Source organism: Flavobacterium covae (assembly GCF_001534645.1).
Taxonomy (GTDB): domain Bacteria; phylum Bacteroidota; class Bacteroidia; order Flavobacteriales; family Flavobacteriaceae; genus Flavobacterium; species Flavobacterium covae.
Genome location: NZ_CP013992.1, coordinates 1,152,522 through 1,178,619, shown reverse-complemented (window position 1 = coordinate 1,178,619; position 26,098 = coordinate 1,152,522). Strand labels below are relative to the sequence as shown.

The 26,098-nt window shown below is 28.2% G+C and carries 25 protein-coding genes; 8 read left to right on the top strand and 17 right to left on the bottom strand.

The features are described from left to right. The first annotated feature begins 8 nt into the window (after positions 1-8). A complete protein-coding gene (cobN, locus tag AWN65_RS05140) occupies positions 9-3,743 on the top strand; it encodes a cobaltochelatase subunit CobN (RefSeq protein WP_060382188.1) in 3,735 nt (1,244 codons plus the stop codon). Positions 3,744-4,132: 389 nt separating this feature from the next. On the opposite strand, the gene AWN65_RS05135 is transcribed toward cobN, so the two are convergent. The 5 genes from AWN65_RS05135 to AWN65_RS05115 all read right to left on the bottom strand — a co-directional run bounded on the left by AWN65_RS05135 (position 4,133) and on the right by AWN65_RS05115 (position 9,499). After that, a complete protein-coding gene (locus tag AWN65_RS05135; RefSeq protein WP_060382187.1) occupies positions 4,133-5,167 on the bottom strand; it encodes an o-succinylbenzoate synthase in 1,035 nt (344 codons plus the stop codon). A 20-nt stretch (positions 5,168-5,187) separates the two neighbouring features. Beyond that, positions 5,188-6,396, bottom strand: coding sequence for a tetratricopeptide repeat protein (locus AWN65_RS05130; protein ID WP_060382186.1), 1,209 nt, complete (start codon positions 6,394-6,396; stop codon positions 5,188-5,190). Between the two features lie 135 nt (positions 6,397-6,531). Further along, positions 6,532-7,314, bottom strand: a complete 783-nt coding sequence (locus tag AWN65_RS05125; protein WP_060382185.1) for a hypothetical protein — start codon at positions 7,312-7,314, stop codon at positions 6,532-6,534. Beyond that, complete coding sequence (menA, locus tag AWN65_RS05120; protein ID WP_060382184.1) at positions 7,314-8,228, bottom strand: 1,4-dihydroxy-2-naphthoate octaprenyltransferase; 915 nt, start codon at positions 8,226-8,228, stop codon at positions 7,314-7,316. Before menA ends, AWN65_RS05125 begins: the two co-directional genes overlap by 1 nt. A 431-nt stretch (positions 8,229-8,659) precedes the next feature. Beyond that, positions 8,660-9,499 carry a 1,4-dihydroxy-2-naphthoyl-CoA synthase gene (locus AWN65_RS05115; RefSeq protein ID WP_060382183.1) on the bottom strand — a complete coding sequence of 280 codons (840 nt, stop codon included), beginning with the start codon at positions 9,497-9,499 and terminating at the stop codon, positions 8,660-8,662. 403 nt (positions 9,500-9,902) lie between these two features. Between AWN65_RS05115 and AWN65_RS05110 the strand changes: the two genes are divergently transcribed. From AWN65_RS05110 to pepT, 3 genes are all read left to right on the top strand, one after another. After that, positions 9,903-10,439, top strand: coding sequence for an IS1096 element passenger TnpR family protein (locus AWN65_RS05110; protein WP_060382182.1), 537 nt, complete (start codon positions 9,903-9,905; stop codon positions 10,437-10,439). Between the two features lie 76 nt (positions 10,440-10,515). Then, entirely contained in the window at positions 10,516-11,574 is a 1,059-nt protein-coding gene (locus AWN65_RS05105) for a nucleoid-associated protein (RefSeq protein WP_060382181.1), read from the top strand. A gap of 2 nt (positions 11,575-11,576) precedes the next feature. Beyond that, the gene (pepT, locus tag AWN65_RS05100) at positions 11,577-12,818 is read left to right on the top strand and encodes a peptidase T (RefSeq protein WP_060382180.1); all 1,242 of its coding nucleotides are present in this window, start codon (positions 11,577-11,579) and stop codon (positions 12,816-12,818) included. Positions 12,819-12,907: 89 nt separating this feature from the next. On the opposite strand, the gene AWN65_RS14545 is transcribed toward pepT, so the two are convergent. Both AWN65_RS14545 and AWN65_RS05095 read right to left on the bottom strand, forming a co-directional pair. Then, complete coding sequence (locus AWN65_RS14545) at positions 12,908-13,321, bottom strand: TlpA family protein disulfide reductase (protein ID WP_081078394.1); 414 nt, start codon at positions 13,319-13,321, stop codon at positions 12,908-12,910. After that, the gene (locus AWN65_RS05095; protein ID WP_060382179.1) at positions 13,321-14,055 is read right to left on the bottom strand and encodes a DUF4369 domain-containing protein; all 735 of its coding nucleotides are present in this window, start codon (positions 14,053-14,055) and stop codon (positions 13,321-13,323) included. The genes AWN65_RS14545 and AWN65_RS05095 overlap by 1 nt, the downstream gene beginning before the upstream one ends. Before the next feature lie 114 nt (positions 14,056-14,169). On the opposite strand from AWN65_RS05095, the gene AWN65_RS05090 reads away from it, so the two are divergent. Continuing rightward, positions 14,170-14,718 carry a hypothetical protein gene (locus AWN65_RS05090; RefSeq protein WP_063743914.1) on the top strand — a complete coding sequence of 183 codons (549 nt, stop codon included), beginning with the start codon at positions 14,170-14,172 and terminating at the stop codon, positions 14,716-14,718. A gap of 298 nt (positions 14,719-15,016) precedes the next feature. Continuing rightward, positions 15,017-15,709 (top strand): hypothetical protein, encoded by a 693-nt coding sequence (locus AWN65_RS05085; protein ID WP_060382178.1) that lies wholly within the window; start codon positions 15,017-15,019, stop codon positions 15,707-15,709. A gap of 32 nt (positions 15,710-15,741) precedes the next feature. Here AWN65_RS05085 and AWN65_RS05080 read toward each other — a convergent pair whose 3' ends face one another. From AWN65_RS05080 to rsfS, 7 genes are all read right to left on the bottom strand, one after another. Next, positions 15,742-16,593 (bottom strand): superoxide dismutase, encoded by an 852-nt coding sequence (locus tag AWN65_RS05080; protein ID WP_060382177.1) that lies wholly within the window; start codon positions 16,591-16,593, stop codon positions 15,742-15,744. Then, positions 16,586-16,858, bottom strand: coding sequence for an acyl-CoA-binding protein (locus AWN65_RS05075; RefSeq protein WP_060382176.1), 273 nt, complete (start codon positions 16,856-16,858; stop codon positions 16,586-16,588). The genes AWN65_RS05080 and AWN65_RS05075 overlap by 8 nt, the downstream gene beginning before the upstream one ends. Before the next feature lies 1 nt (position 16,859). Continuing rightward, positions 16,860-17,513, bottom strand: a complete 654-nt coding sequence (locus AWN65_RS05070) for a phosphatidylserine decarboxylase family protein (protein WP_060382175.1) — start codon at positions 17,511-17,513, stop codon at positions 16,860-16,862. Then, entirely contained in the window at positions 17,503-18,306 is an 804-nt protein-coding gene (locus AWN65_RS05065) for a phosphatidate cytidylyltransferase (RefSeq protein ID WP_060382174.1), read from the bottom strand. Before AWN65_RS05065 ends, AWN65_RS05070 begins: the two co-directional genes overlap by 11 nt. 1 nt (position 18,307) lies before the next feature. Further along, the gene (locus AWN65_RS05060; RefSeq protein ID WP_060382173.1) at positions 18,308-18,913 is read right to left on the bottom strand and encodes an LUD domain-containing protein; all 606 of its coding nucleotides are present in this window, start codon (positions 18,911-18,913) and stop codon (positions 18,308-18,310) included. 107 nt (positions 18,914-19,020) lie between these two features. Continuing rightward, entirely contained in the window at positions 19,021-20,943 is a 1,923-nt protein-coding gene (gene ftsH, locus AWN65_RS05055) for an ATP-dependent zinc metalloprotease FtsH (RefSeq protein WP_060382172.1), read from the bottom strand. A 14-nt stretch (positions 20,944-20,957) separates the two neighbouring features. Then, a complete protein-coding gene (rsfS, locus tag AWN65_RS05050; RefSeq protein ID WP_060382171.1) occupies positions 20,958-21,329 on the bottom strand; it encodes a ribosome silencing factor in 372 nt (123 codons plus the stop codon). A 98-nt stretch (positions 21,330-21,427) separates the two neighbouring features. On the opposite strand from rsfS, the gene AWN65_RS05045 reads away from it, so the two are divergent. Then, positions 21,428-22,156, top strand: a complete 729-nt coding sequence (locus AWN65_RS05045) for a biotin--[acetyl-CoA-carboxylase] ligase (RefSeq protein WP_060382170.1) — start codon at positions 21,428-21,430, stop codon at positions 22,154-22,156. Positions 22,157-22,241: 85 nt separating this feature from the next. On the opposite strand, the gene AWN65_RS05040 is transcribed toward AWN65_RS05045, so the two are convergent. Then, a complete protein-coding gene (locus AWN65_RS05040) occupies positions 22,242-22,631 on the bottom strand; it encodes an acyl-CoA thioesterase (RefSeq protein ID WP_060382169.1) in 390 nt (129 codons plus the stop codon). A gap of 327 nt (positions 22,632-22,958) precedes the next feature. On the opposite strand from AWN65_RS05040, the gene AWN65_RS05035 reads away from it, so the two are divergent. Continuing rightward, positions 22,959-23,351, top strand: coding sequence for a hypothetical protein (locus tag AWN65_RS05035; protein WP_060382168.1), 393 nt, complete (start codon positions 22,959-22,961; stop codon positions 23,349-23,351). A 12-nt stretch (positions 23,352-23,363) separates the two neighbouring features. On the opposite strand, the gene AWN65_RS05030 is transcribed toward AWN65_RS05035, so the two are convergent. Together AWN65_RS05030 and AWN65_RS05025 are read right to left on the bottom strand one after the other, a co-directional pair. Then, positions 23,364-24,764: a tetratricopeptide repeat protein gene (locus tag AWN65_RS05030; protein WP_060382167.1), complete on the bottom strand. Its 1,401-nt coding sequence runs from the start codon at positions 24,762-24,764 to the stop codon at positions 23,364-23,366. A gap of 122 nt (positions 24,765-24,886) precedes the next feature. After that, positions 24,887-26,083 carry an aspartate aminotransferase family protein gene (locus AWN65_RS05025; protein ID WP_060382166.1) on the bottom strand — a complete coding sequence of 399 codons (1,197 nt, stop codon included), beginning with the start codon at positions 26,081-26,083 and terminating at the stop codon, positions 24,887-24,889. Between the last annotated feature and the right edge of the window lie 15 nt (positions 26,084-26,098).

The window sequence follows — 26,098 nt, the reverse complement described above, 5'->3', positions numbered from 1 at the left end:
TATTACAAATGCACTTAATACCTACCATTCCTGGAGGCTGGAATCCTAATGAGGACGGCGTTTTTTACATTGAACAATCCAAAGGCGATATTCTTTTTTTATCTGCTGCGGATACGGAAATACATTCCTTAAATAATGCTTATAAAGAGTTTATAGAAAATCTTAATACGCAAGATCTCCCTTCTTTACGAATGACTAATCTTATTTATTTAAAGCAAGAATTAACAATAGACAAATATGTTGAAGAAGTAGTAGGAAAAGCAAAACTTGTTATATGCAGACTATTAGGAGGTATCAGTTATTATCCTTATTTAGTAGAATCAATTCAAATAGAATGTCAAAAAAAAAATATTCCAGTACTTTTTTTATCAGGATATGATGTTCCTGATCTTGAACTAATAAACCTTTCTAATGTTGATGTATCCATTTCAGATTTAGTTTGGAAGTATTTTTGTGCTGGAGGAAAAAATAATTTAATAGAGTTATTATATTTTCTTTCATATCATTTTTTTGAAGCGAAAGAATTAGTTTATAAAGAACCTCAATCAATACCCGATTTATTTTTATATGATTTAAAAAAAGGTATATTATCTAAAGAGCAAACTTCTAATACTCTATTTAATACCGTAATATTAGTTTATAAATCACATTATTTGGCTGATAATTTAGAGCCTGTCTACGCTATTTATAAACAATTACAAGAAAAAAACATATTTCCCATCATTGCTTTTGTTAATAATCTCAGAGACAAAAATACAACAGATGAATTATATGAGTTATTAACTCAACCTAAACATTCTCCTTTAAGTTCTATTATTAATACAACTAGTTTTTCAATAAAAAACATAACTGAAAATGACAATACCTTTATTTTTCAAAAATTAAATATCCCTATTATTCAAGCTATTTTTGCTTCTTGTACTAAAACTGTTTGGGAAAATAATTTATTTGGCTTACCTCCTACTGATGTGGCCATAAATGCTGCATTACCTGAATTAGATGGACGGATCATTACTACAGCTATTTCTTTTAAGACAACTTTAGGTAAAGATGCTATTACTGATTCAGATATTTTAAAATATGAAGCGCATCCTGAAGGGGTGGATTTTGTAGTGGATTTTGCAATTCGTTGGCATGAATTACAAAATAAAATAAACTCAGAAAAAAAATTAGCTCTAATCATGCCTAATTACCCTAATAAAGATAGTCGTTTGGCTAACGGGGTTGGACTTGATACACCAGAAAGCATGGTAAGAATTATAAAAGCTCTTAAAGAAAATGGGTATGATTTAGGTAACTTTATTCCTAGTTCGAGTAACGAATTAATTAAATTAATTACACACTATATAACAAATGATGTAGATAGTACACAAGCTCGTCCATTTCAGGTTTCATTAAAATTAGAAGATTTCTATGAAGAATATGAATCTTTTTCTCCTTATTTAAAAACACAACTTGAAAAACAATGGGGAAAACCAGAAGATTCTCCATTTTGCAATAATAAACAATTTGCTATTCCAGGTTTTTTATTAGGAAATATTTTTATAAGTATTCAGCCTGCAAGAGGTTATAATCAAGATGAAAAAGCTATTTATCATTCACCTGATTTACCTCCAACGTATAATTATTTAGCTTATTATTTTTGGGTAAATAGTATTTTTAAAGCGGATGCCATTGTACATGTTGGAAAGCATGGAAACTTAGAATGGCTACCAGGTAAAAGTATAGCATTAAGTAAAGAAAGTTGTTATCCTAGAGTATTATTAAATGCCATTCCGCATTTTTATCCCTTCATTGTAAATGATCCTGGAGAAGGAACACAAGCTAAAAGAAGAAACCAAGCTGTAATTTTAGATCATCTCATTCCTCCTATGACACGTGCTGAAAATTATGGCATTTTGACAAGATTAGAACATCTTATAGATGAATATTATGAGGCTTTTACACTAGATAATAAACGTGCTGGACTACTAAAAAAGCAAATTAAAACTTTAGTTCAAGAAGCACATTTAGATACAGATCTAAAAACTTCTGTAGATGACATAGATGAATTATTAGTAAAATTAGATGGTTATTTATGTGATTTAAAAGAAGCACAAATTAGAGATGGATTACATATTTTTGGAGAAGTTCCTAAAAATAATCAATTGTTAGATTTACTTATTGCCCTACATCGTTTGCCTTCGGGAACAACAAAAGGTATAACCCAAGCTTTAGCTATTGATTTAGAATTAGATTTTAATCCTTTAGAATGTAATTATGCAGATTCTTTTAAAAAAGAAATTCATCAAGTACATTGCAGAACTATTGGAGATGTAGTAGAACAACTAGAATTAATTTCACGTACTTATCTATCACAATTTTTATTAGATAGAAAAAAAACAGGATATTTACATTTTGATGAAGTCCTTCAATCTATAATGAATACTACCTATCCTAAAATTCAACAAACAACTAATGAAATTACTAATTTAATAACAGGATTAAATGGGAAATATGTCCCTTCTGGAAGCTCAGGTGCTCCTACAAGAGGTCGTCTAGACGTATTGCCCACCGGTAGAAATTTTTACTCAATAGATGTACGTACCATTCCTTCTCCAACAGCGTATACATTAGGTGTAAAAAGTGCCCATTTAATTATAGAACGCTATCTTCAAGAAAACGGAGAATATCCAGAAACAATAGGTCTCTCAGTTTGGGGAACTTCTACTATGCGAACAGGAGGAGATGATATTGCACAAGCCTTTTCTTTAATGGGAGTAAAACCTATTTGGGAAGGAGCTAACAGAAGAGTTGTTGATTTCGAAATTATTTCACCTTTAATACTCAAACGACCAAGAGTAGATGTAATACTTCGTATTTCTGGTTTTTTTAGAGATGCCTTTCCTGATGTAATTTCGTTATTTAATAAGGTCATTGAACGATTAGCACACCTAGATGAAGATCCTGAGATAAATCCTATCAGAAAACGCTTTTTAAAAGAAAAGGCGGAATGGATGACAAAAGGAATTACGCATGATAAAGCTCATAAAAGAGCCTTATTTCGTGTCTTTGGTTCTAAACCTGGTGCATACGGAGCAGGTTTACAAGCTGTTATTGATGAAAAAAACTGGCAAACTAAAGAAGATTTAGCAAAAATATATATGCAATGGAGCGGCTATGCTTATGGCAATGACAGAATAGGAGAATCAGCTCATGAAGTTTTTGAACAACGCCTATCTGATATTCAAATTGTAATGCACAATCAAGATAATAGAGAACATGATCTTTTAGATTCTGATGATTATTATCAGTTTCAAGGTGGTTTAACTAATGCCGTACAAACAATTAGTGGCAAACAACCAAAAGTATATTTTGGAGATCATTCGCGTCCTGATAATCCAAAAGTCAAAACACTAAAAGAAGAATTATTAAAAGTATATCGTTCACGTGTGGTCAATCCTAAATGGATTGAAGGTGTGAAACGACATGGTTATAAAGGTGCTTTTGAAATGGCTGCAACAATGGATTATTTATTTGCCTATGATGCTACTACTGATATGATTGACGATTTTATGTACGAAGGAATTACAGAAGAATATTTATTCAATCCAGAAAATAAAGAATTTATAGAAAAAGTAAATCCATGGGCTCTAAAAGATATGACTGAACGAATGTTGGAAGCTATTCAGCGTGGTATGTGGAAAAACCCTAAGTCAGAAACATTTGAAAAATTACAACAACTTTTTATAGATATAGAATAATTTTTTTGCCGAAAGTTTAATTTTAGAAAGGCTTAAAAAGCCATTCTTTTTGGTTCAACGAAGACTCTTTTGAGTTCTATTTATTTTTGGTTTCTTATTTGTCACTACGTAAGGAGGAGTCACATAATCAAAACACTTAATGATAGAGGAATATCATCATCAGAATTTAAGAGGGTTATGTTACGTACTTTATGCTATCCCTCCTAGTATCGAGATGGCAAGAATCCGAAATATTTAGTCTGTAATCTTAATTAAACCTTTTTTTGTAAACTATCAAAATATTATATTCTTTGAAAAGATCTAAATAATAATAATAATAATAAAATACTTTTTTATATTCTTATTAATTTTCAGGAGATCTAAAATTCTCTTCTATGTTAAATATAAATTTATAGGTTTATATTCCATTTTAATTCTGGGTTATAAGATAAAAACCCATTCCTAACCTCCAAAGGACCATCAATATTATTAAGATATAAAGAACCAGTACCTAAACCTTGAGGTATAGGATTTTGCTTCATAAAGGTATATTGAGCAATGGCATTTAAACCAATATTGGATTCTAGTGCAGAAGTAATCCACCAACGAATATTATTTTTTTCGGCTAATTCAATCCATTCATCAGTACCTCTAAATCCACCTATAAAACTAGGCTTTAGTATAATATATTGAGGTTTTATTTCTAACAAAAGTTTTTCTTTGTCTTTTAATGAAAAAACACCTATTAACTCTTCATCTAAGGCAATGGGTAATTTTGACTTGCTACAAATATCTTTCATCTTATTCTTTTGACCTTTAGCTATAGGTTGTTCTATGCTATGAATAGATAAATTGGCTAATTTTTCTAACTTATCAAATACTGTTATATAATCAAAAGCACCATTTGCGTCCACTCGTAACTCTATTTCTTCTTTTGAAAAATTTGAGCGAATAAATTGTAATAATTTATATTCTTGTTCAAAATCAATAGCTCCAATTTTCATTTTTATACAACGAAAACCTTGTTTGATTTTTTCTTTTATCTGTTCCTGCATAAAGGTTTCACTTCCCATCCATATCAAACCATTAATAGGAATAACATCTTCTCCTTTCGTAAATTTAGAAGGGAATAATTCAAAAGGAGTAGAAGACTCTAATGATTTAAAAGCCATTTCAACTCCAAATTGTATTGAAGGAAACTCTATTAATTCATTCCAAAGTTGATCTTTTCCTAAATGAATATTTTGACAAACCCAATTTAATTTTTCCTCATAATCAGGACGATCATCAGCTGATAATCCTCGTAATATACCACATTCTCCTATTCCTTTTTTATTGTCTTTTTCTAAAATTAAAAACCATGTTTCTTTTTGGTTTAAAATTCCTCTTGAAGTTCCAGCAGGACGTTTAAAATCTAATAGATGTTTTATATAAATTGCTTTCATATAAAAAGTTAAATATAAATTTAATTATATAATTTCCAAATTCTATCTATATTCTCTTGTGGTAAAGAAGTTTTTTTAAATTTTTCCAAGTCATTTATTGTTTTATTTGTCCATGTTTGCTTGGTTGAAATATTTTGTGATTTATATTTTTTATGAATTTCTTTGGATTTAGATATATCATCTAAAAACATATAAATATGAGCTAAATTTAATTTTATTTTTAATTCACTTTTATCTTTATCTTCTGCTAAAAGTAATGTCTGTAATGATTTTTCAAATTGATTTGTATTCATATACATTTCAGCTAAAAAATTATAATCTAAAGCATTCGCATATTCAGTTGTAATTAATTTATTTTGAATCCAGTTGATCGCTTCTTCTTCTCTTTTATTCTTAAATAAATTTTCAGCTTGTTGGCAAATTAAGTTATTATAAAAAGACATATTATTAGCTTGTTTAAAACATATAGGATCGTTTTGTTCTACAAAAAGAATTTGTTCTTCTTTGCTTAAATTTAAAAAATCTTGAAAACGATATTTTTCCATTATTTTATTTAACAAACAAAAGGCAATGCTATTAGATACATCCGATTTTAAATTTTTAGATAAAGAAATATGTTTAATATTTTCTATAACATTTTCTTTATTTTTTTTTGTCCATCCTCTACTGGCTATATTATCAACCCAAGGAATTACTTCTAATATTATTTTTTCACTCATTAACCAATTTTGGTTTTTAAAAGTAAACCAAAGATTTTTAGTGTTTTCATTTAAACAAGTGGATTTTAAAGATATAAGTCTTGCATCTTTACTAATAGGATTTTTTTGATACAAACATGCCTTTTGAACTGATTCTGTTTTAACAAAATCATTGCTAGAAGACTCATCTAAAAACACAGCATAAGTACATTTATCAACACCTGAAATAGATGATACTAAAGAAATGGCACTACCTGTACCTTTTCCTATAAAATAAGGATCTGGAATAGCTTTTAAAACAGATGAAAGGTCATTCACCATTTTCTGATTTTCGTCAAGTAACGTAATACGATACGCTATTTCAGTTGTTCCAACTGGTAAATCTTGGATTTTTACGACTCCTTTTTCACCAGCAGAAAGGTTTACTTCTTTGGTTGTTCCTCTTTGATTATCCCAATAACCAGAGGGTGTTTGGGTGTATCCGACAAAAAGGTTTAAAATAAAAAGTATATTATAAAAACAGAATTTCATTTAAAATATTATAACAAATTAAAAAAAGAAGCTATATAGAAGTCAAAATCATTTATAATTTTATATTTTTTACTATAAATTACATATTTAACTTTTATATAGCTTTAAAACAGAGTTTAATTTTCTATTAAGATATTACCCAAATATTTTTTTCCATAGACTCTTTTTTTCAATTTTAGATTCTACTTCGGGTATTTTTGCAATTGGAAGATCTAATACTATTTCTCTTACTTTTTCCTGTTTAGAAGATTTTATAGGTGAGCCAAATTGTAAACTTTGAGTATCACAATTTTCTATAACAATATCACTTACATCATTTGATGAAACTAAAAAGTCTTTATTAATAATACCGGACGCTTCCAATAATCCTAAATTATTTGATTTAGCATATTCTAAACTATTTAAAAAAATAGTAATATGTTCACCAAAAAAAGAATTCAAATCATCTTGTACGCTTCCTTTTTTGGCGTAATCTTGTAATAGTTCTGCTACCTTATTAAAAGGTATGTATACTCCTCCACTTTTTTCTCCTGAAATTTTATTATTAACATTCAGAAGTATTTCTTTATCTTGTTTTACTATTTCCTGCCATTTTTTTGTATATCGCTCGAAATAGGTTTTTTTATCTATTAGTTTAGAAAAAGAAAAATCTTTTAAATAGAAATATTTTCTAAAAAGACCTTGAACAAGAGCTATGTTATAAGCATGTGCTTCATCAAAATTATTTTTTGATTGTGCATTTTTAGCTGCCATTTTCATTATTTCAACATAAGATTTTAAACTCTCTTCACCAAGATTAAATCGTCTACCGTTTTTTACAATTTCATAATATACATGATCCAATATACTTTGAAATTTCAAATTACAATACCATTCATTTATTTCTTTTTCTGCAATTGGATGATAACTACAATTCATTATTGATTAAAAATTAATGTTAATGATAATATTAAAGATATTAAAAAAGTACTTATTGCTAATTTTTTTAATTGAGGATCTAAAGCTCTGTTATCAGGACAGTTATAAACTGTAATAAGATGACTTATTAAAGGAAAATAGGCTGTCAAGAAAAAATATTGATCCCACTTAAAATTAGATAATAAACCAAATAAGATAATTAAAATCATGGCTGTAATAATTAAAAAGTAATGGTATTTTTTTGCATTATTACCCCCCATTTTTACAACTAATGTATTTTTTCCTGATCTTCTATCTAATACTTCATCACGCATATTATTCAAATTCAATACTCCTGCGCTAAGCATACCAATAGCTGAAGCAGGTAACATTAGTAAAATATCAAAATCTTTTGTAAATAAAAAATTGGAGCCTAGTGTACTTACCCAACCAAAAAAGATAAAAACAAAAAGATCTCCTAATCCTTTATAACCATATGCAAAATTTCCAACAGTATATTTTATAGCAGCTATGATAGAAACTATTCCTAATCCTAGAAAAAACAAAGAATAATTTAAATACCTATTCTTAAAAGAAAAGTAAATTAATAAACACGCAAACAAAAAACTAATAATAGCTGTTAAATATACAGCTATTTTCATTTTTTTTGGAGTTATTTCTCCAGTTGCAACCAATCTCTTCTCTCCTATTCTATTAGCATCTGTTCCTTTTACACCATCTCCATAATCATTCGCAAAATTAGAAAGTACTTGAAATGCTACAGTTGTTAAAATAGCTAATATAAAAATTTTCCAATCAAATAATTCAATAGAAGTTAATTTACTTGTTTTATACGCATACATACTACCAACCAAAATGCCAGAAAGTGATAAAGGTAAGGTTCGTAGACGCGCAGCTTGTATCCAATGTTTCATATTTTTTGAATAAATATATATAGTCAACAATTATTATTTCATAATAATTTCTTAAATTATGTTTAACCACAAAATTAACAATTTCTTTAAAAAACAAAATGAGAGTTATAATTTCAACAAAGTGATAAAACTCTTTTTTCTTTTTTAAAGAATTAATAGTAAAAAATTAAAAATTTAGTAAGCTTTTAACAATTTTATTTAAAAAGCTCAGAATCTACTTACATGAAGAATAGTGGCAATGCCAAATATAGTAAAATTTTATTAACTTTTTTAAACTAGACCCGTCATTAATAAAATTTAAAAGTTAATTTGAAAATACTTCTAGCCTTATATTTCTCTAAAATTTATTTACAAACAGGGAAATTACTACCTTATTATCAATATATTTTTTTAATAAAAATAAGTTAGAAGTATTTTATAACTAAACCATTTTATGGAATATATTTCTTTTCAAAATTAGGTTTACGTTTTTCTAAAAATGCGTTTCTACCTTCAATAGCTTCATCACTCATATATGCTAATCGTGTAGCTTCACCTGCAAAAACTTGTTGTCCTACCATTCCATCATCAGTTAAATTCATGGCAAACTTTAACATTTTAATGGAAATAGGTGATTTTTCTAATATTTCTTGAGCCCATTGATAAGCGGTATCTTCTAATTCAGCATGTGGGATAACGGCATTTACCATTCCCATTTCATACGCCTCTTGAGCAGAATAATTTCTACCTAAAAAGAAAATCTCACGAGCTTTCTTTTGTCCTACCATCTTAGCTAAATAAGCTGATCCATATCCTCCATCAAAACTAGTTACATCAGCATCTGTTTGTTTAAAAATGGCATGTTCTTTACTGGCTAACGTTAAATCGCAAACTACATGTAAAGAATGTCCTCCTCCAACAGCCCATCCTGGAACTACCGCAATTACGGCTTTTGGCATAAAACGGATCAAACGTTGTACTTCTAAAATATTTAAGCGATGATATCCATCTTCTCCAACATAACCTTGATGCCCTCTCGCACGCTGATCTCCTCCACTACAAAAAGACCAAATTCCATCTTTAGAAGAAGGTCCTTCTGCAGATAATAGTACAACCCCAATATTTGTATCTTCATGTGCATCTTTAAAAGCAACTAATAATTCTGAAGTTGTTTTAGGTCGAAACGCATTACGAACATCTGGACGGTTAAAAGCAATTCGAGCAACACCATTACATTTCTTATAGGTAATATCCTCAAATTCTAAGGCTGTTTCCCATTGTATTTTACTCATATAAATAGTAGTTATTTTATTATAAAAAATTAATAATCAGTAAATTAAAATAAAACATATTGTTTATTTTTTAGCATATCTATGCAAAAATACTTCATTTTTATGGCATTCTACTCATATAAAGAATAGAAAATACTTCTTTCACTATAAAAATAAAATCTAAGAATGATAAAATCCTACTAAAACTTCATCAAACATCTTTTTCTTATTCGTACCATTTCTTACCTTTATAGTACTAAACAAAGCTAAACAAGATAATTACAAAATATTCAATCCTCTTTATATAAATAGTATAAATTCTATAGACAAGTAAAATCTCTAAAAATATTATTAACAAAAGCTAATTCTAAATTTCGTTTTCTAAAATTATAATTACCTTTGACCCTATCAAATAATTCGTTTTATGATTTACAAATACAGAGTTATCCTTGATGCTGAAGAGGATGTATTTAGAGATATAGCTATTGAAGAAAATAATAGTTTAGAAGATTTACATAATGCCATTGTAAATGCTTTTGGTTTTGATGGTATGGAAATGGCCGCTTTTTACACCTGTGATGATCAATGGAATCAAGATCAAGAAATTCCTTTATTTGACACAAGTGATAATCCTGGAGAAGGATTAACAATGGCCGATCATATTTTATCATCTACTTTTGATAAAAATAATACAAAAATCATTTATGTCTATGATTTTTTAAATATGTGGACTTTCTTTGTAGAATTAGCATCCATAGAAGAACCAGAACAAGGTATGTCTTATCCTGATTTATTATTTTCTCATGGAGTATTACCTCTTATGGCACCAGATAAAGAATTTGATGCAGAAAAAGATGATTTCTATGAAGATTTTCAAGATGATTACGATGATGAAGATTTTGATATGTTTGACGGTGATGATTCTTTTAGTGATTTTGGTTTTGAAGAAAACTGGAATTAATATATCAAAAAAAACATAAAATAAAAACCTTAAGAATAATTAGATTCCTAAAATCTTTATTCTTTTATTAGAAAATATGATTAATCTTTTTAATACCCAAATAGAAAACCTATCAATACATCGCGTAGGAAATAAAAGTAGAAATGAAGCTATATTTTTATCAGATCAGCCTTATGGCTTAAATGATGAAATCATGCCTTTGTTAAAAGAATTTTTCTTTAAACCTTTTAGAGAAAAAGAAGAAAATTATTATCAATTTGCACATGATGTAGATTTAGAATACAATGAAATGTATAATCTAGCAAGTGAAATTTTTTCAAATCCAGCTAACATTCATGACCTTTCAAAAAAGATAACCAAGCATCTTTTTGAACAATCTAACCATCCTCATATAAAAAACGGAGAAGTTTACATTACTTATCTAACAAATGTATCAATAGATAATAAACCGGTAGATGCAATAGGTGTATTCAAAAGCGAAATAAAATCAGATTTTCTTCAATTTGAAGAAAAAGGAAGTAATTTAGAAATGATTTTGCAACAAGGCATTAATTTACAAAAACTAGACAAAGGATGTTTAATTTTTAATTATAAAAAAGAAGAAGGTTACAAAATACTAACAGTAGATAGTAATCGTTATGATGCTCGTTATTGGTTAGAATACTTTCTGAGTGTAGATGCTTTTCAAGATGAAAATTTTATGACTAAAAAATATCTAAAATTTTGTCAAGATTTTGCAAAAGAAGTAGTTTTACCTGCTGAAGATAAAAAAGAAGAAGTTCTTTTTATGAATCGAGCTGTAAATCATTTTGCAAAAAATGATAATTTTGAAGAATCAACTTTTTTAAATGATGTATTAGATAATCCCGATTTAATTTCAGAATTCAAAAATTATAAAGTTGATAAAGGCGAAAAATACAGTGTAGAAGATTTAACTAACTTTCCAATTGCAAATCAGGCTGTAACTGATGTTCGCAGAAAAATGAAAAATGTAATAGAATTGGATACAAATATTCAAATAAAATTGGATTTTGTAAACCCAGAAAGTGCGGAGAAATTTGTTGAAAAAGGTTGGGACGAAGAAAAACAAATGTATTATTATCTAGTATATTTTAATAAAGAACAAAAATCGTAATTATGCAACATATTATAGATCGCTTTATAAGCTATGTAACAATAGATACAGAAGCTGACCCTAATTCTAATACCACTCCAAGTTCTGCTAAACAGTGGGATCTTGCCAATAAACTAGTAGAAGAATTAAAAAACATAGGAATGCAAGATGTAAGTATAGATGACAAAGCTTACATTCAAGCAACTCTACCTTCTAATATAGAGGAAAAAGTCCCCACTATCGGTTTTATTTCGCACTTTGATACTACTCCTGATTTTACGGGAGCTAATATAAAACCACAAATAGTACCAAACTATGATGGTGGTGATATTGTACTAAATCAAGAAAAAAATATTATTCTTTCGCCTAGTTATTTTGAAGATTTATTATTATATAAAGGACAAACTCTGATTACTACAGATGGCACAACTTTATTAGGTGCTGATGATAAAGCTGGTATAACAGAAATTATCACAGCAATGGAATATTTAATTCAAAATCCACAAATTAAACATGGTACAATAAAAGTTGGTTTTACTCCCGATGAAGAAATTGGACGTGGTGCAGATTTTTTTGATGTAGAAAAATTTGGATGCGACTGGGCTTATACTATGGATGGTAGTCAAATAGGTGAATTAGAATATGAAAATTTTAATGCTGCTGGTGTTAAAATTATATTTAAAGGAAAAAGCGTACACCCTGGTTATGCAAAAGGCAAAATGATTAATTCAATGCTTTTAGCTAATAAATATATAAGCAAATTACCTAAAAAAGAAGTCCCAGAAAAAACAAAAGATTACCAAGGATTTTTTCACGTTGTTGATATAAAAGGAAGTATAGAAGAAACAACAGTTCAATTAATTATTCGCGATCATAATCGTAAGAAATTTGAAAAGCGTAAAAAGTTTGCACAAAAAATTGCCGACAAGATCAATTCTAAATATAAAAAGCAATTTGGTGAAAATATTGTAGAAATAGAAATAAAAGATCAATACTACAATATGCGCGAAAAAGTTGAACCTATGATGCACATAGTAAAAATAGCTGAAAAAGCAATGAAAAATTTAGGTATTACTCCTATTATTAAACCAATAAGAGGAGGTACAGATGGATCTAGATTATCTTATATGGGGCTACCTTGTCCTAATATTTTTGCAGGCGGACATAATTTTCATGGAAAATATGAGTATGTCCCAGTAGAAAGTATGCAAAAAGCCATTGATGTTATCGTTGAAATTACTCAATTAATAGCAAAACAAAAATAAATAGTTGAGTTTTCAAAAACATTATATAAAAAGGGGATGATTATTTTAATCATCCCCTTTCAAATTTCAACTAAGTTTATAACTATTTTTTATTTAGTTAATACCTTTTTTATTTCATTTTCTAATTCTTTATCAAAAAGATTAGTACCTATAATGTATCCTTTTTCATCAACTAATACTGTTGAAGGAATGCTTTCTATTTGATACATTTTTGCAATGGGATCTTCCCATTGCATCAAGTTAGAAACATGATTCCAAGTTAATTGATCTTTTTGAATGGCTTCTTTCCATTTCGTTAAATCTTTATCTAAAGATACACTTATAATATTTAACCCTTTTGAATGCCATTTTTTATAAAGAGCTACTACATTAGGATTTTCTTTTCGACAAGGTCCACACCAAGAAGCCCAAAAATCAATTAAGGTTACTTTTCCTAAAACTTGTTTTAAACTTAATATTTTTCCATCAGGTGTTTTAGCACTAAAATCGGGAGCTTTTTTAATTAGTTCATTTTTTTTTTTGCTCCTGCCATTGCTTTTTCAAAATCCTCTAATTGTTTTTTAATTTTCTTTCCTGCTGTTGTCTCTTTAACATCTTTTTCTAGAGCATCAAAAGATTTTTTTATTTTAACTACATCAGCATTTGGCGTATTAAAAAGAGTTGGAATTAATAATAAAGAAATAAACGATTTTGGATTTTCGTCAATGTATTTAGCTCCTGAAGTAATAAATTCTTCTTGAAATTTAGAAAATTCTGTATTAATTTTATTCATTGTTACAGAATCATTAACTTTCTGAGCCTCTTGCATTTTTGCCATGTTCTCTTTTTGAAATGACATCATACGTTTAGATATGCCCATCATTTGAGTGTTGTACTTAACCAATTCATCATTATTATAAGTACCTTCAACTTTAGTTAAAGGAATACTGTCTTTGTTAATTTTTGCCGTTATATTTCCTTTTTCTAAAATAAATACAAAACCTCCTTGTTGATTTTCAACAGAAACCATGTGTACTTGTGGTTCTTTTGCTTCACCTTCAAAAACGAATTTGCCTTTTTCTACTTTTGCAGTATCTATAGAAACAGGCATTCCTGTATTTTCGTCTTGCTTTTGTAAAAAGACTTTTGTTCCGTCTTTTAATCCGTTGATTTCCCCTTCAAATTTAAATCCATTACCAATTATGCCATTACATGCAATAGATAAGGTTACTAAACTGATTCCTAAAATTTTTTTCATCTGTATGTATTTGTTAATAATATAAAGAACTATAAAAATAGTTTTACTAATTTTGAACCACAAAAATAGCCTTTTTGTAGTTATATAAGTCATTTTTAAGTTTTATTTAAAATTTTGGAGAAAATAATTTCTAAATATTATCCTAAAGTTAATTCACTCAAAAAAACTTTCTGTGTTTTTGAAGAGGTTTCATATAGTTGTATTTCTAATCTAACACCTGATTTTGTAAGTAAATCGGGAAGCAACTATTTTTATTCACAAAAAGGGATTTATAGATTATCAAATCATTGGGGACGATTTGCAAATTCAAAATGGAGGTTAATAAATCACGATTTAGAAACTTCTAAATTCAAAGTAGGCTATGCTACTTGGGATAGTTTTTTTCCTGATAATGAAATAGAAAAATTATATTATCTTGATTGGGATCGTATTCGTAATGAAATTCATTATCTACACAAACAAACTAAGAATTATAATAATTCTGCAATTTTAAGAACCAGCACAGAAACTAAAAAAAGACTAAAAAATGCACGAAATATTTTAAATCTTACGAATTGGGCAAAACATTTTGATGAAGATATTCATATTCTAAGAGAAAAAATAATAAACGACTTAATTTATACAGAATTATCTTTAGATCAAATTAAAAAACAATATTTATGAGCCGTAAAAACGAGGAGAATATTAAAAAATTCAATAATAAGCTTAGAAGAGCTAAAATTAAAAATGAGGCAAAAAAAATAGAACGGAAAAATAAACTAAAGAAAATAAGTAATTCTTTTTCTGAGAAAGAAAATTAGATATAGTACATTTTATCTAAAATTTATTTTTTTAAGCTTTTTTCTTACATAATTATATTTTTTTTATTAAATTTGAGAATAAAAATTAGTTAATTCTTACTTATAATTCTTAAATCATATTGTCTTTTATAAAAATGACATAATAAAATATCAAAAAAATTATGGAAGATTTGACCCAAAAAAAGACAATAAGACTAATTAGTATTACTTATTTTGCTATTGCCTTATTATTTTTAATAAACGAAATATTTAATATAAATCCTTCATTATCCTATCTTGGATTATTACGTCTAATCTTATTACAAATACTTTACATATATAGTTCATCAAAAAGAAATTATCTTTTTATAGGAGTTCTTGTTTTTGTGATTATTAGCAATTTCTTTTTCCAATACAAGACAAAATCATTTTTATTTTATGGAATGATTGCTTATTTAATTAACAGACTACTTAGTCTAATACTAGTTTATCAAAATATAACCCCAAAAAAAATAATACCTATTTTAATTTGTACAATTCCTTTTTTATTTTTTTACTTATATGTTATATTTTTAATTTATGATTTTTATTCATCTAATTTTTTAATACTTTTATTCAACGGAATATTAATGTCTTTGTTGGGAGGAATTTCATTATCTAATTATTATCTAGAAAAAAATGAAATCAACAATAAAAATTCTTTCTTATTAATAAGCATTATTTTATTTGTAATGCAAAATTTCATATTTATTCTTCAAAAATACTTTACCTTAGAAAAAATTTTTGAACCTATCAATATTATATTGAATACATCATCTCTTTATATTTTTTATAGGTTTATTATTTTAAGTGAAAAATATCAGAATAATAAATAATTTTTTAATCCTTCAATATTTATTTTATAATATCATTCTTTTTTATCTTCTAAAGGAACTAAATTAGATTCTTCCTCTACAGTTGTTGTTGAAACAGCACTAGTCGTTGGGTAACTAGATTTTGGAAAAGCATTATACCTCTCTTCTATTTTAGGCCAACTAACCATACTAAAAAAGGTATTAGCATATTCTTTTTTTCTATTTTGAAACTTTAAATAATATGCGTGTTCCCACATATCTAAACACAATAAGGGTATGTCTTTAATCCCTAATCCTTTCATTTGAGGAGCATCATTATTAGCTGTGGTCAAAATTTTTAATTTACCATATTTATCCGAAAGCAACCAAGTCCAACCTGAACCGTTAATTTTTATAGAAGCTTCCGAAAAATTTTGAATGAACTGATCAAAAGAACCAAAATCTCTATTAATAGCTTCTAATAACTCTCCTGTGGGCTGTCCTCCTGCTTTTGGGGCTATTGATTCAAAATAAAAATTATGATTATATACTGCTCCCGCGTAATTACGAATTTCAGTATCAGAATAATTTAAATTTTTAAATATATCCAAAAAATCTAACACTTCATATTTAGTCCCTATTATTGTCTTATTAAGAGCGTTTACATACGGTAATAAATGTTTTGAATAATGTAATTCTAAAGTATTAGAATCTAAATAAGGTTCTAAAGATTGATATTCAAAAGGTAATTTGTATAATTGAAAAGCCCCTTCATTAGCTTTTAAATCTGAAGGTTTAGTATCTTTTTTTTCGATAGCCACTATAGGAGTAGCAGGAACATCTACGACTTCTACTAAAGTATCTTTTTTACAGCTTAAAAAAGACAATCCAACACAATTTATGATAAAAAAAATTTTTTTATTCATTTGTAACTATTTCATTTACTAAATCAATATAACTTTTTTTAGCTTCCTCAACAGATAAATGGCTTACTTGCATCCAAGCGTTTAATTTGAAAGCATCACGTACATCTAGATTACTATAATTCATATTAGACATTGAGCCATTACTAGCTTGTTTATAATAAGCATATAACCGTAACATAACATCTTGAGGAAGTGAGTCCTGTTGCATTTTAGAAACCTTCATAAAAGCTTCTTTAAATTTAATATCTAATTCTTGAGGAGACATTTTAAGCTTGTGCAATAATAGTGTAATTTCCAATTGCTTTTTCTTCTAGTTGCACATTAACTTTAGTTCCTAAAGGTAGATATAAATCTACTCGAGAACCAAATTTTATAAAGCCTGCATCCGTTCCTTGAATTGCAACATCGCCTTCTTTCGCATAATTTACAATTCTTTTTGCTAAAGCTCCTGCAATTTGACGATACATAATTTCTCCAAACGCTTTATTTTCAACTACAACTGAGGTACGTTCATTTTCTGTACTAGCTTTTGGATGCCAAGCTACTAAATACTTACCTGGATGGTACTTACTGTATTTAACAACTCCTGAAACAGCATAACGAGTAACATGAACGTTTATTGGAGACATGAAAATAGAAACCATTAATCGTTTATCTTTAAAATATTCTTCTTCGTATACTTCTTCTATTACGACTACCTTACCATCAACAGGTGCTAATATTGTATGTTCATTAGGTTGTATTTTTCTATTAGGGTTTCTAAAAAATTGCAAAATTATTATATATAAAAATAATACTAATATTTGTATACTTAAGCGTAACCATGTAATATCAATCAAAAATTTATCAGCTAAAAACAAGCTAATAATCATCATTAATGAAGCTACTGAAATAATTTTAATTCCTTCTTTATGAAACATATCCTACAATTTTTAATAGTAAATAAATAAATGGGGTTGTAAAAATAATACTATCTAGTCTATCTAATATTCCTCCATGACCAGGCATAATATTACCACTATCTTTAACTCCTGCTAAGCGTTTAAATTTAGACTCGACTAAATCTCCTATTGTACCAAAACAACTTATTAGTAAAGCAATCAGAATCCAATATGTAACTGGCAGCAAATTTACATAATATTGACTTATTACAAAACTAGCTAGAACAGTAAAAAGAGTACCTCCTAAAAAACCTTCAATTGTTTTTTTGGGAGATATTTTTTCGAATAATTTATTTTTTCCAATTTTCTTTCCCACTATATAAGCAAATGTATCATTTGTCCATATTAAAATAAAAATTCCTATAATAATATGAGGATAATGATTTTCTTTTATTTTACCTAATTTGGTAATCAATATAAATGGTATAATAATATATCCTATTAAGATTATCCAATTTAAATAGTTAATATCTTTAATTTTAGAATCGAATAGCCATTTACAAAGAAATGCTAATACAATTAAACTTATAATGACTAACATCCAATTATTAAAGTGGTAGTTGTTAAAATAGGTATAATTTAAATAAGAGATAATGGCTAGCAGAAAAGCTAATCCTTTATTTATTCTAACTAAATTTGTGAATTCATTTACTGCTTGGAATAAAAAAAGTCCAAAAAGAATTAAAAAGGATTCTTCTGAGTATAGAGTAGCAGACACTAACAAAGCAACATATATAATGCCTGATAATGCACGGACTAATGTTTCGTTCATGCTATAAATCTTCTAATAAAAGTAAATATAAATTTTTTGGAGAGCTTCCATAATGAAGAAAATCTTCTTCTTTCACTTTTTCAAAATACTTAATGGTTGTGATATTAGTTGGATAATTAGTTGTATAACGTCTTTTAATTTCGCGTAAACCGTCACTTTTACCAGGAACCATCTGACTAGTAGCTGCTATAACTACAATATTATCTGGTAATTCATTTATTTTATTATGTTTTATTTGAGCAGAAGAAAACATAATAGAGCCATCCTCAGCAATAAGACCTTCGCAAGTTGCTAACAAAAATTTTGGACTTATAACATTTGAATAGCTTATATTGTTAGAATCAAGCATTCCAAACAATTTTGATTCTAAACAAATGGCTTCTGATTCGAACCAGTCATTTTCTTCTAAAATATTTTCAAACTGTTCATTTAATTCTGCTAAATTTTCGCAGTATAAGAATTTACCTCCATTTTTTTTAAAATTCAAAGTAAACAACTCATCTACTGGTAAATTAACATTTACTTCATGAAAAGGGTTGTATTCACTTTCATTAGCTTCTTGAGAAGCATCATTACTTGACCCAAAAATTTTCCTAAAAATACTCATATATTACTTACAAATAGAAGTAGTTTGGTTTAATTGCCAAAGTTAAAAAAAACTCAATCTAATTTTAACATAAGATTGAGTTTTTTATTTATTTTATTAACTAAGTTTTAAACAATTTCTTCTTGTAAAGATTTGTCATAGGGACGTTTTCCAAAAATTTCTTCTAAATCGTCTTTAAAAATTACTTCTTTTTCTATCAAAATATCTGCCAAGCGTTCTAGTTTTTCTTTATTTTCTTGTAGAATATGAATTGCTCTTTGATATTGTTTTTCTATAATGGCTGATATTTCTTTATCTATTGTCAGAGCTGTTTCTTCTGAGTAAGGTTTAGAAAAATTATAATCGGATTGTCCTGATGAATCATAATATGTTACATTACCTAATCTTTCATTTAGTCCATATATAGTAACCATAGCACGAGCTTGTTTTGTTACTTTTTCCAAATCACTTAAAGCTCCTGTAGAAATCATATCAAATACTACTTTCTCTGCGGCACGTCCTCCCATTGTGGCACACATCTCGTCTAGCATCTGGTGTGGTCTAACAATTTGTCTTTCTTCTGGCAAGTACCAAGCTGCTCCTAAACTTTGTCCTCTAGGTACAATAGTTACTTTTACAAGTGGTGCTGCATGTTCTAACATCCAACTCACGGTAGCGTGTCCTGCTTCGTGTATGGCTATTGCTCTTTTTTCTTCTGCTGTTATTATTTTGTTTTTCTTTTCTAATCCTCCAATAATTCTATCTACAGCATCTAAAAAGTCTTGTTTATCTACTGCTGATTTATTATTTCTGGCTGCAATTAGAGCTGCTTCATTACATACATTGGCTATATCTGCTCCAGAAAACCCAGGAGTTTGTTTTGACAAAAAGTCAGTATCTAAATCTTCTACTTTTTTCAAGGGTTTTAGATGAACTTCAAAAATTTCTTTACGTTCTCTAATATCTGGTAAATCAACATAAATTTGCCTATCAAAACGTCCTGCACGCATTAAAGCTTTATCTAACACATCTGCACGGTTGGTTGCGGCTAATACAATTACACTTGTATCAGTTCCAAAACCATCCATTTCTGTCAAAAGTTGATTTAATGTATTTTCACGCTCGTCATTAGACCCTGAAAAATTACTTTTTCCTCTGGCTCTACCTACGGCATCTATTTCGTCTATAAAAATAATGGCTGGTGATTTTTCTTTGGCTTGTTTGAATAAATCACGTACTCTTGAAGCTCCAACTCCTACAAACATTTCTACAAAATCAGATCCTGAAAGAGAAAAAAATGGTACTTTAGCCTCTCCTGCAACCGCTTTTGCTAATAATGTTTTACCAGTACCTGGAGGGCCAACTAATAAAGCTCCTTTAGGTATTTTACCTCCTAAGTCGGTGTATTTTTTAGGATTCTTTAAAAATTCTACAATTTCTTGAATTTCTTCTTTTGCTCCTTCTAATCCGGCTACATCTTTAAAAGTAACTTTTACATCTGTTTTCTCATCAAAAAGTTTCGCTTTTGAACGACCAATATTAAAGATCTGACCGCCTCCTCCAGAACCGCCTCCAGACATGCGACGCATCATAAAAACCCAAAAACCAATTAAAATAAAAATAGGAAGTAACTGAATCATGAAGTCTGTCCAACCTCCTGATGTTTTGTATTCGTATTGAGAAATTTTATTAGTCAGCTTAGCTTCTTTTAAATCTTTTGAAAAACTTCCGTCTTCACCGCTAATTTCAAAAGAATAATGGGGACCTAAATTTTTACTTCCTAATAAATCTTCTTTAGGTAATTTTAAATGAGCTTTTTTTGATAAAGCATTTTCTTTTAAGTAAACCGTAACAAAACGATCATTATCTACTTCTACTTTGTCTATATCTCCTGCTTCTAAGAACTCATAAAATTTAGAAACATTTGTTTTAGTAGGTTCAACCCAACGAGATTGACCAGATAAATACATCCCAATAAATACAGCCCCTATTAAGCCATATATCCACCAAGGATTAAATTTAAAATTATTTTGTTTATTTTCTTTTGACATAGATACTCTAACAATTAATATTTATTTTCGATTGATGTAATTTTAGCATCTCCCCAAAGACTTTCTATGTTGTAATATTCTCTGATGTGTTTTTGGAAAACATGAACTACTATATGTACATAGTCCATCAATACCCATTCACCATTATCAGTTCCTTCAACATGCCAAGGTTTTTCTTTGAGTTCTTTTGAAACAGCTTTTTGAACAGAATTTACTATTGCATTAACTTGTGTATTTGAGTTACCATTACAAATAACAAAATAATCACAAACTGTATTTTCTAATTCTCTAAGATCTAAAATATCTATATCATTTCCTTTTACGTCTTCAATACCCTTAATGATATTTGCTAATAAAATATCGTTTCCTACTTCTTTGTTCGCCATTTATTTTAAATAATTATTTTTCGCAAAGTTATTGTTTTTTGTCTTTATTTTGAAAGATAAAAATAGATCTTAATTTTTATTATTTCAAATTGCAATATATGAAGTTAATCAAACTCAATGCCATAGATTCTACAAATGATTTTTTAAAGAAACTTTCACAAAATCAAAGCCTTGAAAATTTTACAGTAGTTACAGCTCAAAGTCAATGGAAAGGCAAGGGACAAATGGGTAGTAGCTGGTGTACAGAAAAAGATAAAAACCTAATAACCAGCATATTGGTAAATAAAATAATAGATCATACCGTTACCATATTTGATCTTAATATAGCTGTTGCTATAAGTATTAAGGAAACTCTTGAAAAATATCAAATTCCTGACTTATCTATAAAATGGCCAAACGACATTATGTCAGGAAATAAAAAAATTTCAGGTATATTAATAGAAAATTATTTCAAAGAAAATCAACAGGTAGAATCTATTATAGGAATTGGATTAAATGTAAATCAAGAAAATTTCAGTAATTTACCTAAAGCTTCTTCATTAAAATGTATAACAGGCAAAGAGTATGATATTGAGGAAATATTATTTATGCTATTAAATCAGCTAAATAAAAATTTAGAGAAATTAAAAACGGATAAAGAACAATTATGGAATTATTATCATAATTATTTATTTAAAATTAACAAACCTGCTGTATTTGAAAATAAAAAAAGTAAAAAATTTATGGGCATTATTAGAGGAGTAACCCAAAACGGTTTAATTGAAATCATGATGGAAGATGACATAATCCAAACTTTTGATATTAAGGAAATTACAATGCTCTATTAGTTTTTCAGGAATAGTATAAAAAACAAAAATGCTCATCAAAAAAATTGAATACAGCATTTTGTGTTATTATATATAATTATAAAGTTTAAAAACTTTTTTCATCTAAGGCTAAATCAGACTGTGTTTTGCCATGATTAGCTGGCTGACCAAAACTGTCTAAATTTACCATTGTAATTGAATCTACTGTAATAATAGTGGCTTTTGTCATGACATTTTTAACCTCACATTTCATTGTAATAGAAGTACTTCCAAATTTAATAACATCTAATCCTATTTCTATAATATCACCCTGTCGAGCAGAACTCATAAAGTTTATTTCAGACATAAACTTTGTTACAATTTTATTATTTTTTAGAATAACTATTGAATAAAGTGCTGCTTCATCGTCTATCCAAGATAATAATTTTCCTCCAAAAAGAGTACCATTTGCATTTAGATCTTCTGGTCTAACCCATTTGTGTGTCTTGTATCTCATCCCTAATTTTATTAGAAACAAATTTACATATTTCTCGACAATTAAAGATTAGATTATTATGACTATTTATTTTAATACAGTTATAGATAATAGAAATTATTTACAGATGAAAATGACTTTGAATCTAAAAAGAGTTCTTTTTTAGAAAATTTAAATCTATGAGATTTTTTTGTGTATTTTGTCTTTCTTCTCTTATTTTCATTACAAATTTTAATGCACAATGTGAAGTGAAAAAGCTAAGTTTTTAGTAATCTTTGTACGAATATTTTTAAAAGTAAACTCTAAAATGTTAAAGGATTTTTTATTAAATTTAATAAAAAATAAAAGATGGAAACTCGTGATAAAAACCTTTTAATTTTAAGAGGAGAAGCTTTAGGAAATATAAATATTAATTCTTCTGATGAAGAATTATTTCAAAATATGACAATTCGTCCTATATTAAAACTACAGAATGATTTATTTATTCAGGTTTTTATTAATTACGCTATTAAACAAAAGAATGTTTTTTTTAGTCTTTCTGTAGAAAAAAAATTGAATTATATTGAAAATGTTATACAAAAGGATATTAAATTTAGAAATTCCCTAAAAGGAATGGTAATTGGTTTATTTACTGTTGATGAATATATGGAATATATAAAAAACTCTTCAAACTTAAATAAAAGAATGATGAGTTTGTTAATTGAACGATTAAAAAATCATGTTCAATTATTAGTTTTTTAATAGATCTATTTTTTACTGTAACTCGTCATATTTGGCTATTGTTTTTTGAACTATATCTAAATCAAATACCACAGGAAATAATTCTTGTAAAATACTCTTCATTTTAAGATTATGATGTAAAGCATTTGTTAAGTGATATAATCCTTTAGTAGGATTGTTTAAAGTATAATATAAGCCTGCTAAACGGTATTCTATTTCGTAATGATCTAAAAATAAAATATTTGCTTTTATTAAGGTTTCTACAGAAGCTTGAAGATCACCAATAAATAGTTGTGTGTCAGCCCAAAATAGAATGGTTTCTAATTGGGTATCTCCTAATTCTACTGTTTTTCTATATCCTTCTTCTGCTTCTTCAAATAGTTCTAATTCTTTATTTATAGAGGCGTATCGTTTCCAGTATAAAGGATTTTCTGTATCTATACCAAGGGCTTTGTTTACATAATAGAGTGCTTTTTGAAAGTTTTCTTGGCGTATATAGAAATCTGTTATGGCAATCCATCCTTTATCTAATAAAGGATCTTCATCTACTGTTTTGTTGTAATAATTTAGGGCTTCTGAATCATTTCCCATTTTTTCAAAACATTTACCTATCCGTAATAAGGCATAGGAGGTTGGATCTTCTAATCGAATGGTTTCTTGATAGTTCCAGATGGCTTCTTCATAGCGTTCTAAACGTTCAAGTACTTTGGCTTTTTCCATATAGGCTCCCATAAATTGATCGTCAATAACGGTTGCATAATCAAATGCTATGTAGGCTTCTTGGTAGTGTTTTATAGTTGAGTTTAATCTACCTAGTTGGTGCCATGCAATTTCGCTATAAGGATTTGTGTCTATATAGTTTTGTAAAAAGGTAATGGCTTCTTGATATTGTTCTAGAAATTCAAAACAATAGATGACGTTGTAGAGTCCGGATTGTTCTTCGGGTTCTTCTTCTAAACAAGCTATAAAGTGTGTTTTGGCTAGTTCTAGTTCATCCATGAATAAATATTCCATGCCTAAAAGGTTATGAACATCAGCATAGTCATCTGTGTATTGTAAGGCTATTTTTAGAAACTCAACGGCTTGTTTATGATCGTCTCGTTTAGAACAAATGTTTGCTTTTTGTATAAAAATTTCTTCATTTGTGGGTTCTATAGCGTATAAATCATTAAGTAGCTTTTCGGCTTGTTCTAGTTTGTCTTCAAATAACAACATTTCTACTTGGACTAACTTTAATCCAAAGGATTTAGGATGTTGTTCTAGTCCTAGTTTTAGGGCTTTTTTGGCTAGAATAGGTTTGCCAATATCCATATAATGGAGGATGATATCCTCAAATTCTTCTGAATCAAAAAATAAAATTTTATTGGTTTTTAACATTGATTCAAATTTTGATAAGGATAAACTGTAATCTTCTTCATCGTGACTCAAATCCATACTCCTAAGTTTTTATTATCCTTACTAAAATAGTAAAGTTAGCGTTTATAATGGGTTAAAAAACGATTTGTTTTGAACAATTTAGTCAACAAAACAAATAGGTTTTTGCTTATTCTATGCCTTTAATTTTGATTGTTAATTGGGGCTATTTCATTCATAGCTTCAATAATAATTCTGCATCCTTCTTCTATTTCTTGATTTGATAAAGTTAGAGGCGGTGTTATACGTATAGCGTTTCCTTCAAATAATAACCAAAAAAGGATTAATCCTTTTTCTTGGCATTTAAAGATAACTTGATTTGTAATTTCTGGACTATCTGTCATAATAGCTAGCATTAATCCTTCTCCTCGAATCTCTTTTATCAACTTATGTATCAACAATTTACGAAATAATTGTTCTTTTTCCAAACATTGACGCATTAAATCTGTTTCAAGTAATTCTTTTAAGGTAGCTAAACTAGCTGCTGCTATTACAGGGTGTCCCCCAAAAGTGGTTATATGTCCTAATTTTGGATTTTGACTTAATAAATCCATGTGTTTTTCATTGGCAGTAAAAGCACCAACTGGCATTCCTCCTCCCATTCCTTTACCCATCACAACAATATCAGGAATAACATCATAATTCATAAAACCAAATAGTTTTCCTGTACGTCCGAAACCAGGCTGAATTTCATCTAAAATCATTAAAGCTCCTACCTCATCACAACGCTGGCGTACTTTCTTTAAAAAATCATTTTGAGGCTGAATAAATCCAGCTCCTCCTTGAATTGTTTCTAAAATAATACCTGCTGTATGTGACGTAATTTTTTGTAAATCTTCTTCATTATTGAAAGTAATGAAGTTTACATCTGGAATTAATGGACGAAAGGCTTGTTTTCGTTCTTCGAATCCCATAACACTCATTGATCCCATGGTATTTCCATGATACGCATTATAACAAGAAATTAATTGACTACGTCCTGTTACTCTTCGAGCTAATTTAAGAGCTCCTTCTGTTGCTTCGGTACCTGAATTTACTAAATAGGTTTTGTTTAACTGAGTTGGCATATTTTGAGCTAGTAACGTACAAAATTCTACTGCGGGATCTTGTGCGTATTCACCATAAACCATTACATGAGCATACTTATTCATTTGGTCTATGATGGCTTGTTTAACACGTGGATGCTGATGTCCTAGAGTGCAAGCTGAAACTCCAGCTACAAAATCTAAATATTTCTTCCCTTTTGTATCGTATATATAAGAACCTATGGCGTGAGATACTTCCATTCCTAAGGGATGAGGAGAGGTTTGTGCTTGGTATTTATAAAAATCTTCTAACATGATTATTATCTAAAT

Bases quoted from the DNA above. Each gene is read 5' to 3' on its own strand.
- AWN65_RS05070 (WP_060382175.1), bottom strand. From the start codon at position 17,513: ATGTTTCATAAAGAAGGAATTAAAATTATTTCAGTAGCTTCATTAATG.
- menA (WP_060382184.1), bottom strand. From the start codon at position 8,228: ATGAAACATTGGATACAAGCTGCGCGTCTACGAACCTTACCTTTATCA.
- pepT (WP_060382180.1), top strand. From the start codon at position 11,577: ATGCAACATATTATAGATCGCTTTATAAGCTATGTAACAATAGATACA.
- ftsH (WP_060382172.1), bottom strand. From the start codon at position 20,943: ATGTCAAAAGAAAATAAACAAAATAATTTTAAATTTAATCCTTGGTGG.
- AWN65_RS05025 (WP_060382166.1), bottom strand. From the start codon at position 26,083: ATGTTAGAAGATTTTTATAAATACCAAGCACAAACCTCTCCTCATCCC.
- AWN65_RS05125 (WP_060382185.1), bottom strand. From the start codon at position 7,314: ATGAATTGTAGTTATCATCCAATTGCAGAAAAAGAAATAAATGAATGG.
- AWN65_RS05105 (WP_060382181.1), top strand. From the start codon at position 10,516: ATGATTAATCTTTTTAATACCCAAATAGAAAACCTATCAATACATCGC.
- AWN65_RS05060 (WP_060382173.1), bottom strand. From the start codon at position 18,913: ATGAGTATTTTTAGGAAAATTTTTGGGTCAAGTAATGATGCTTCTCAA.
- AWN65_RS05130 (WP_060382186.1), bottom strand. From the start codon at position 6,396: ATGAAATTCTGTTTTTATAATATACTTTTTATTTTAAACCTTTTTGTC.
- AWN65_RS05040 (WP_060382169.1), bottom strand. From the start codon at position 22,631: ATGAGATACAAGACACACAAATGGGTTAGACCAGAAGATCTAAATGCA.
- AWN65_RS05045 (WP_060382170.1), top strand. From the start codon at position 21,428: ATGAAGTTAATCAAACTCAATGCCATAGATTCTACAAATGATTTTTTA.
- AWN65_RS05095 (WP_060382179.1), bottom strand. From the start codon at position 14,055: ATGAAAAAAATTTTAGGAATCAGTTTAGTAACCTTATCTATTGCATGT.
- AWN65_RS05035 (WP_060382168.1), top strand. From the start codon at position 22,959: ATGGAAACTCGTGATAAAAACCTTTTAATTTTAAGAGGAGAAGCTTTA.
- AWN65_RS05075 (WP_060382176.1), bottom strand. From the start codon at position 16,858: ATGTCTCCTCAAGAATTAGATATTAAATTTAAAGAAGCTTTTATGAAG.
- AWN65_RS05030 (WP_060382167.1), bottom strand. From the start codon at position 24,764: ATGGATTTGAGTCACGATGAAGAAGATTACAGTTTATCCTTATCAAAA.
- AWN65_RS05065 (WP_060382174.1), bottom strand. From the start codon at position 18,306: ATGAACGAAACATTAGTCCGTGCATTATCAGGCATTATATATGTTGCT.
- AWN65_RS05135 (WP_060382187.1), bottom strand. From the start codon at position 5,167: ATGAAAGCAATTTATATAAAACATCTATTAGATTTTAAACGTCCTGCT.
- AWN65_RS05085 (WP_060382178.1), top strand. From the start codon at position 15,017: ATGGAAGATTTGACCCAAAAAAAGACAATAAGACTAATTAGTATTACT.
- AWN65_RS05110 (WP_060382182.1), top strand. From the start codon at position 9,903: ATGATTTACAAATACAGAGTTATCCTTGATGCTGAAGAGGATGTATTT.
- cobN (WP_060382188.1), top strand. From the start codon at position 9: ATGCACTTAATACCTACCATTCCTGGAGGCTGGAATCCTAATGAGGAC.
- AWN65_RS05080 (WP_060382177.1), bottom strand. From the start codon at position 16,593: ATGAATAAAAAAATTTTTTTTATCATAAATTGTGTTGGATTGTCTTTT.
- rsfS (WP_060382171.1), bottom strand. From the start codon at position 21,329: ATGGCGAACAAAGAAGTAGGAAACGATATTTTATTAGCAAATATCATT.
- AWN65_RS05115 (WP_060382183.1), bottom strand. From the start codon at position 9,499: ATGAGTAAAATACAATGGGAAACAGCCTTAGAATTTGAGGATATTACC.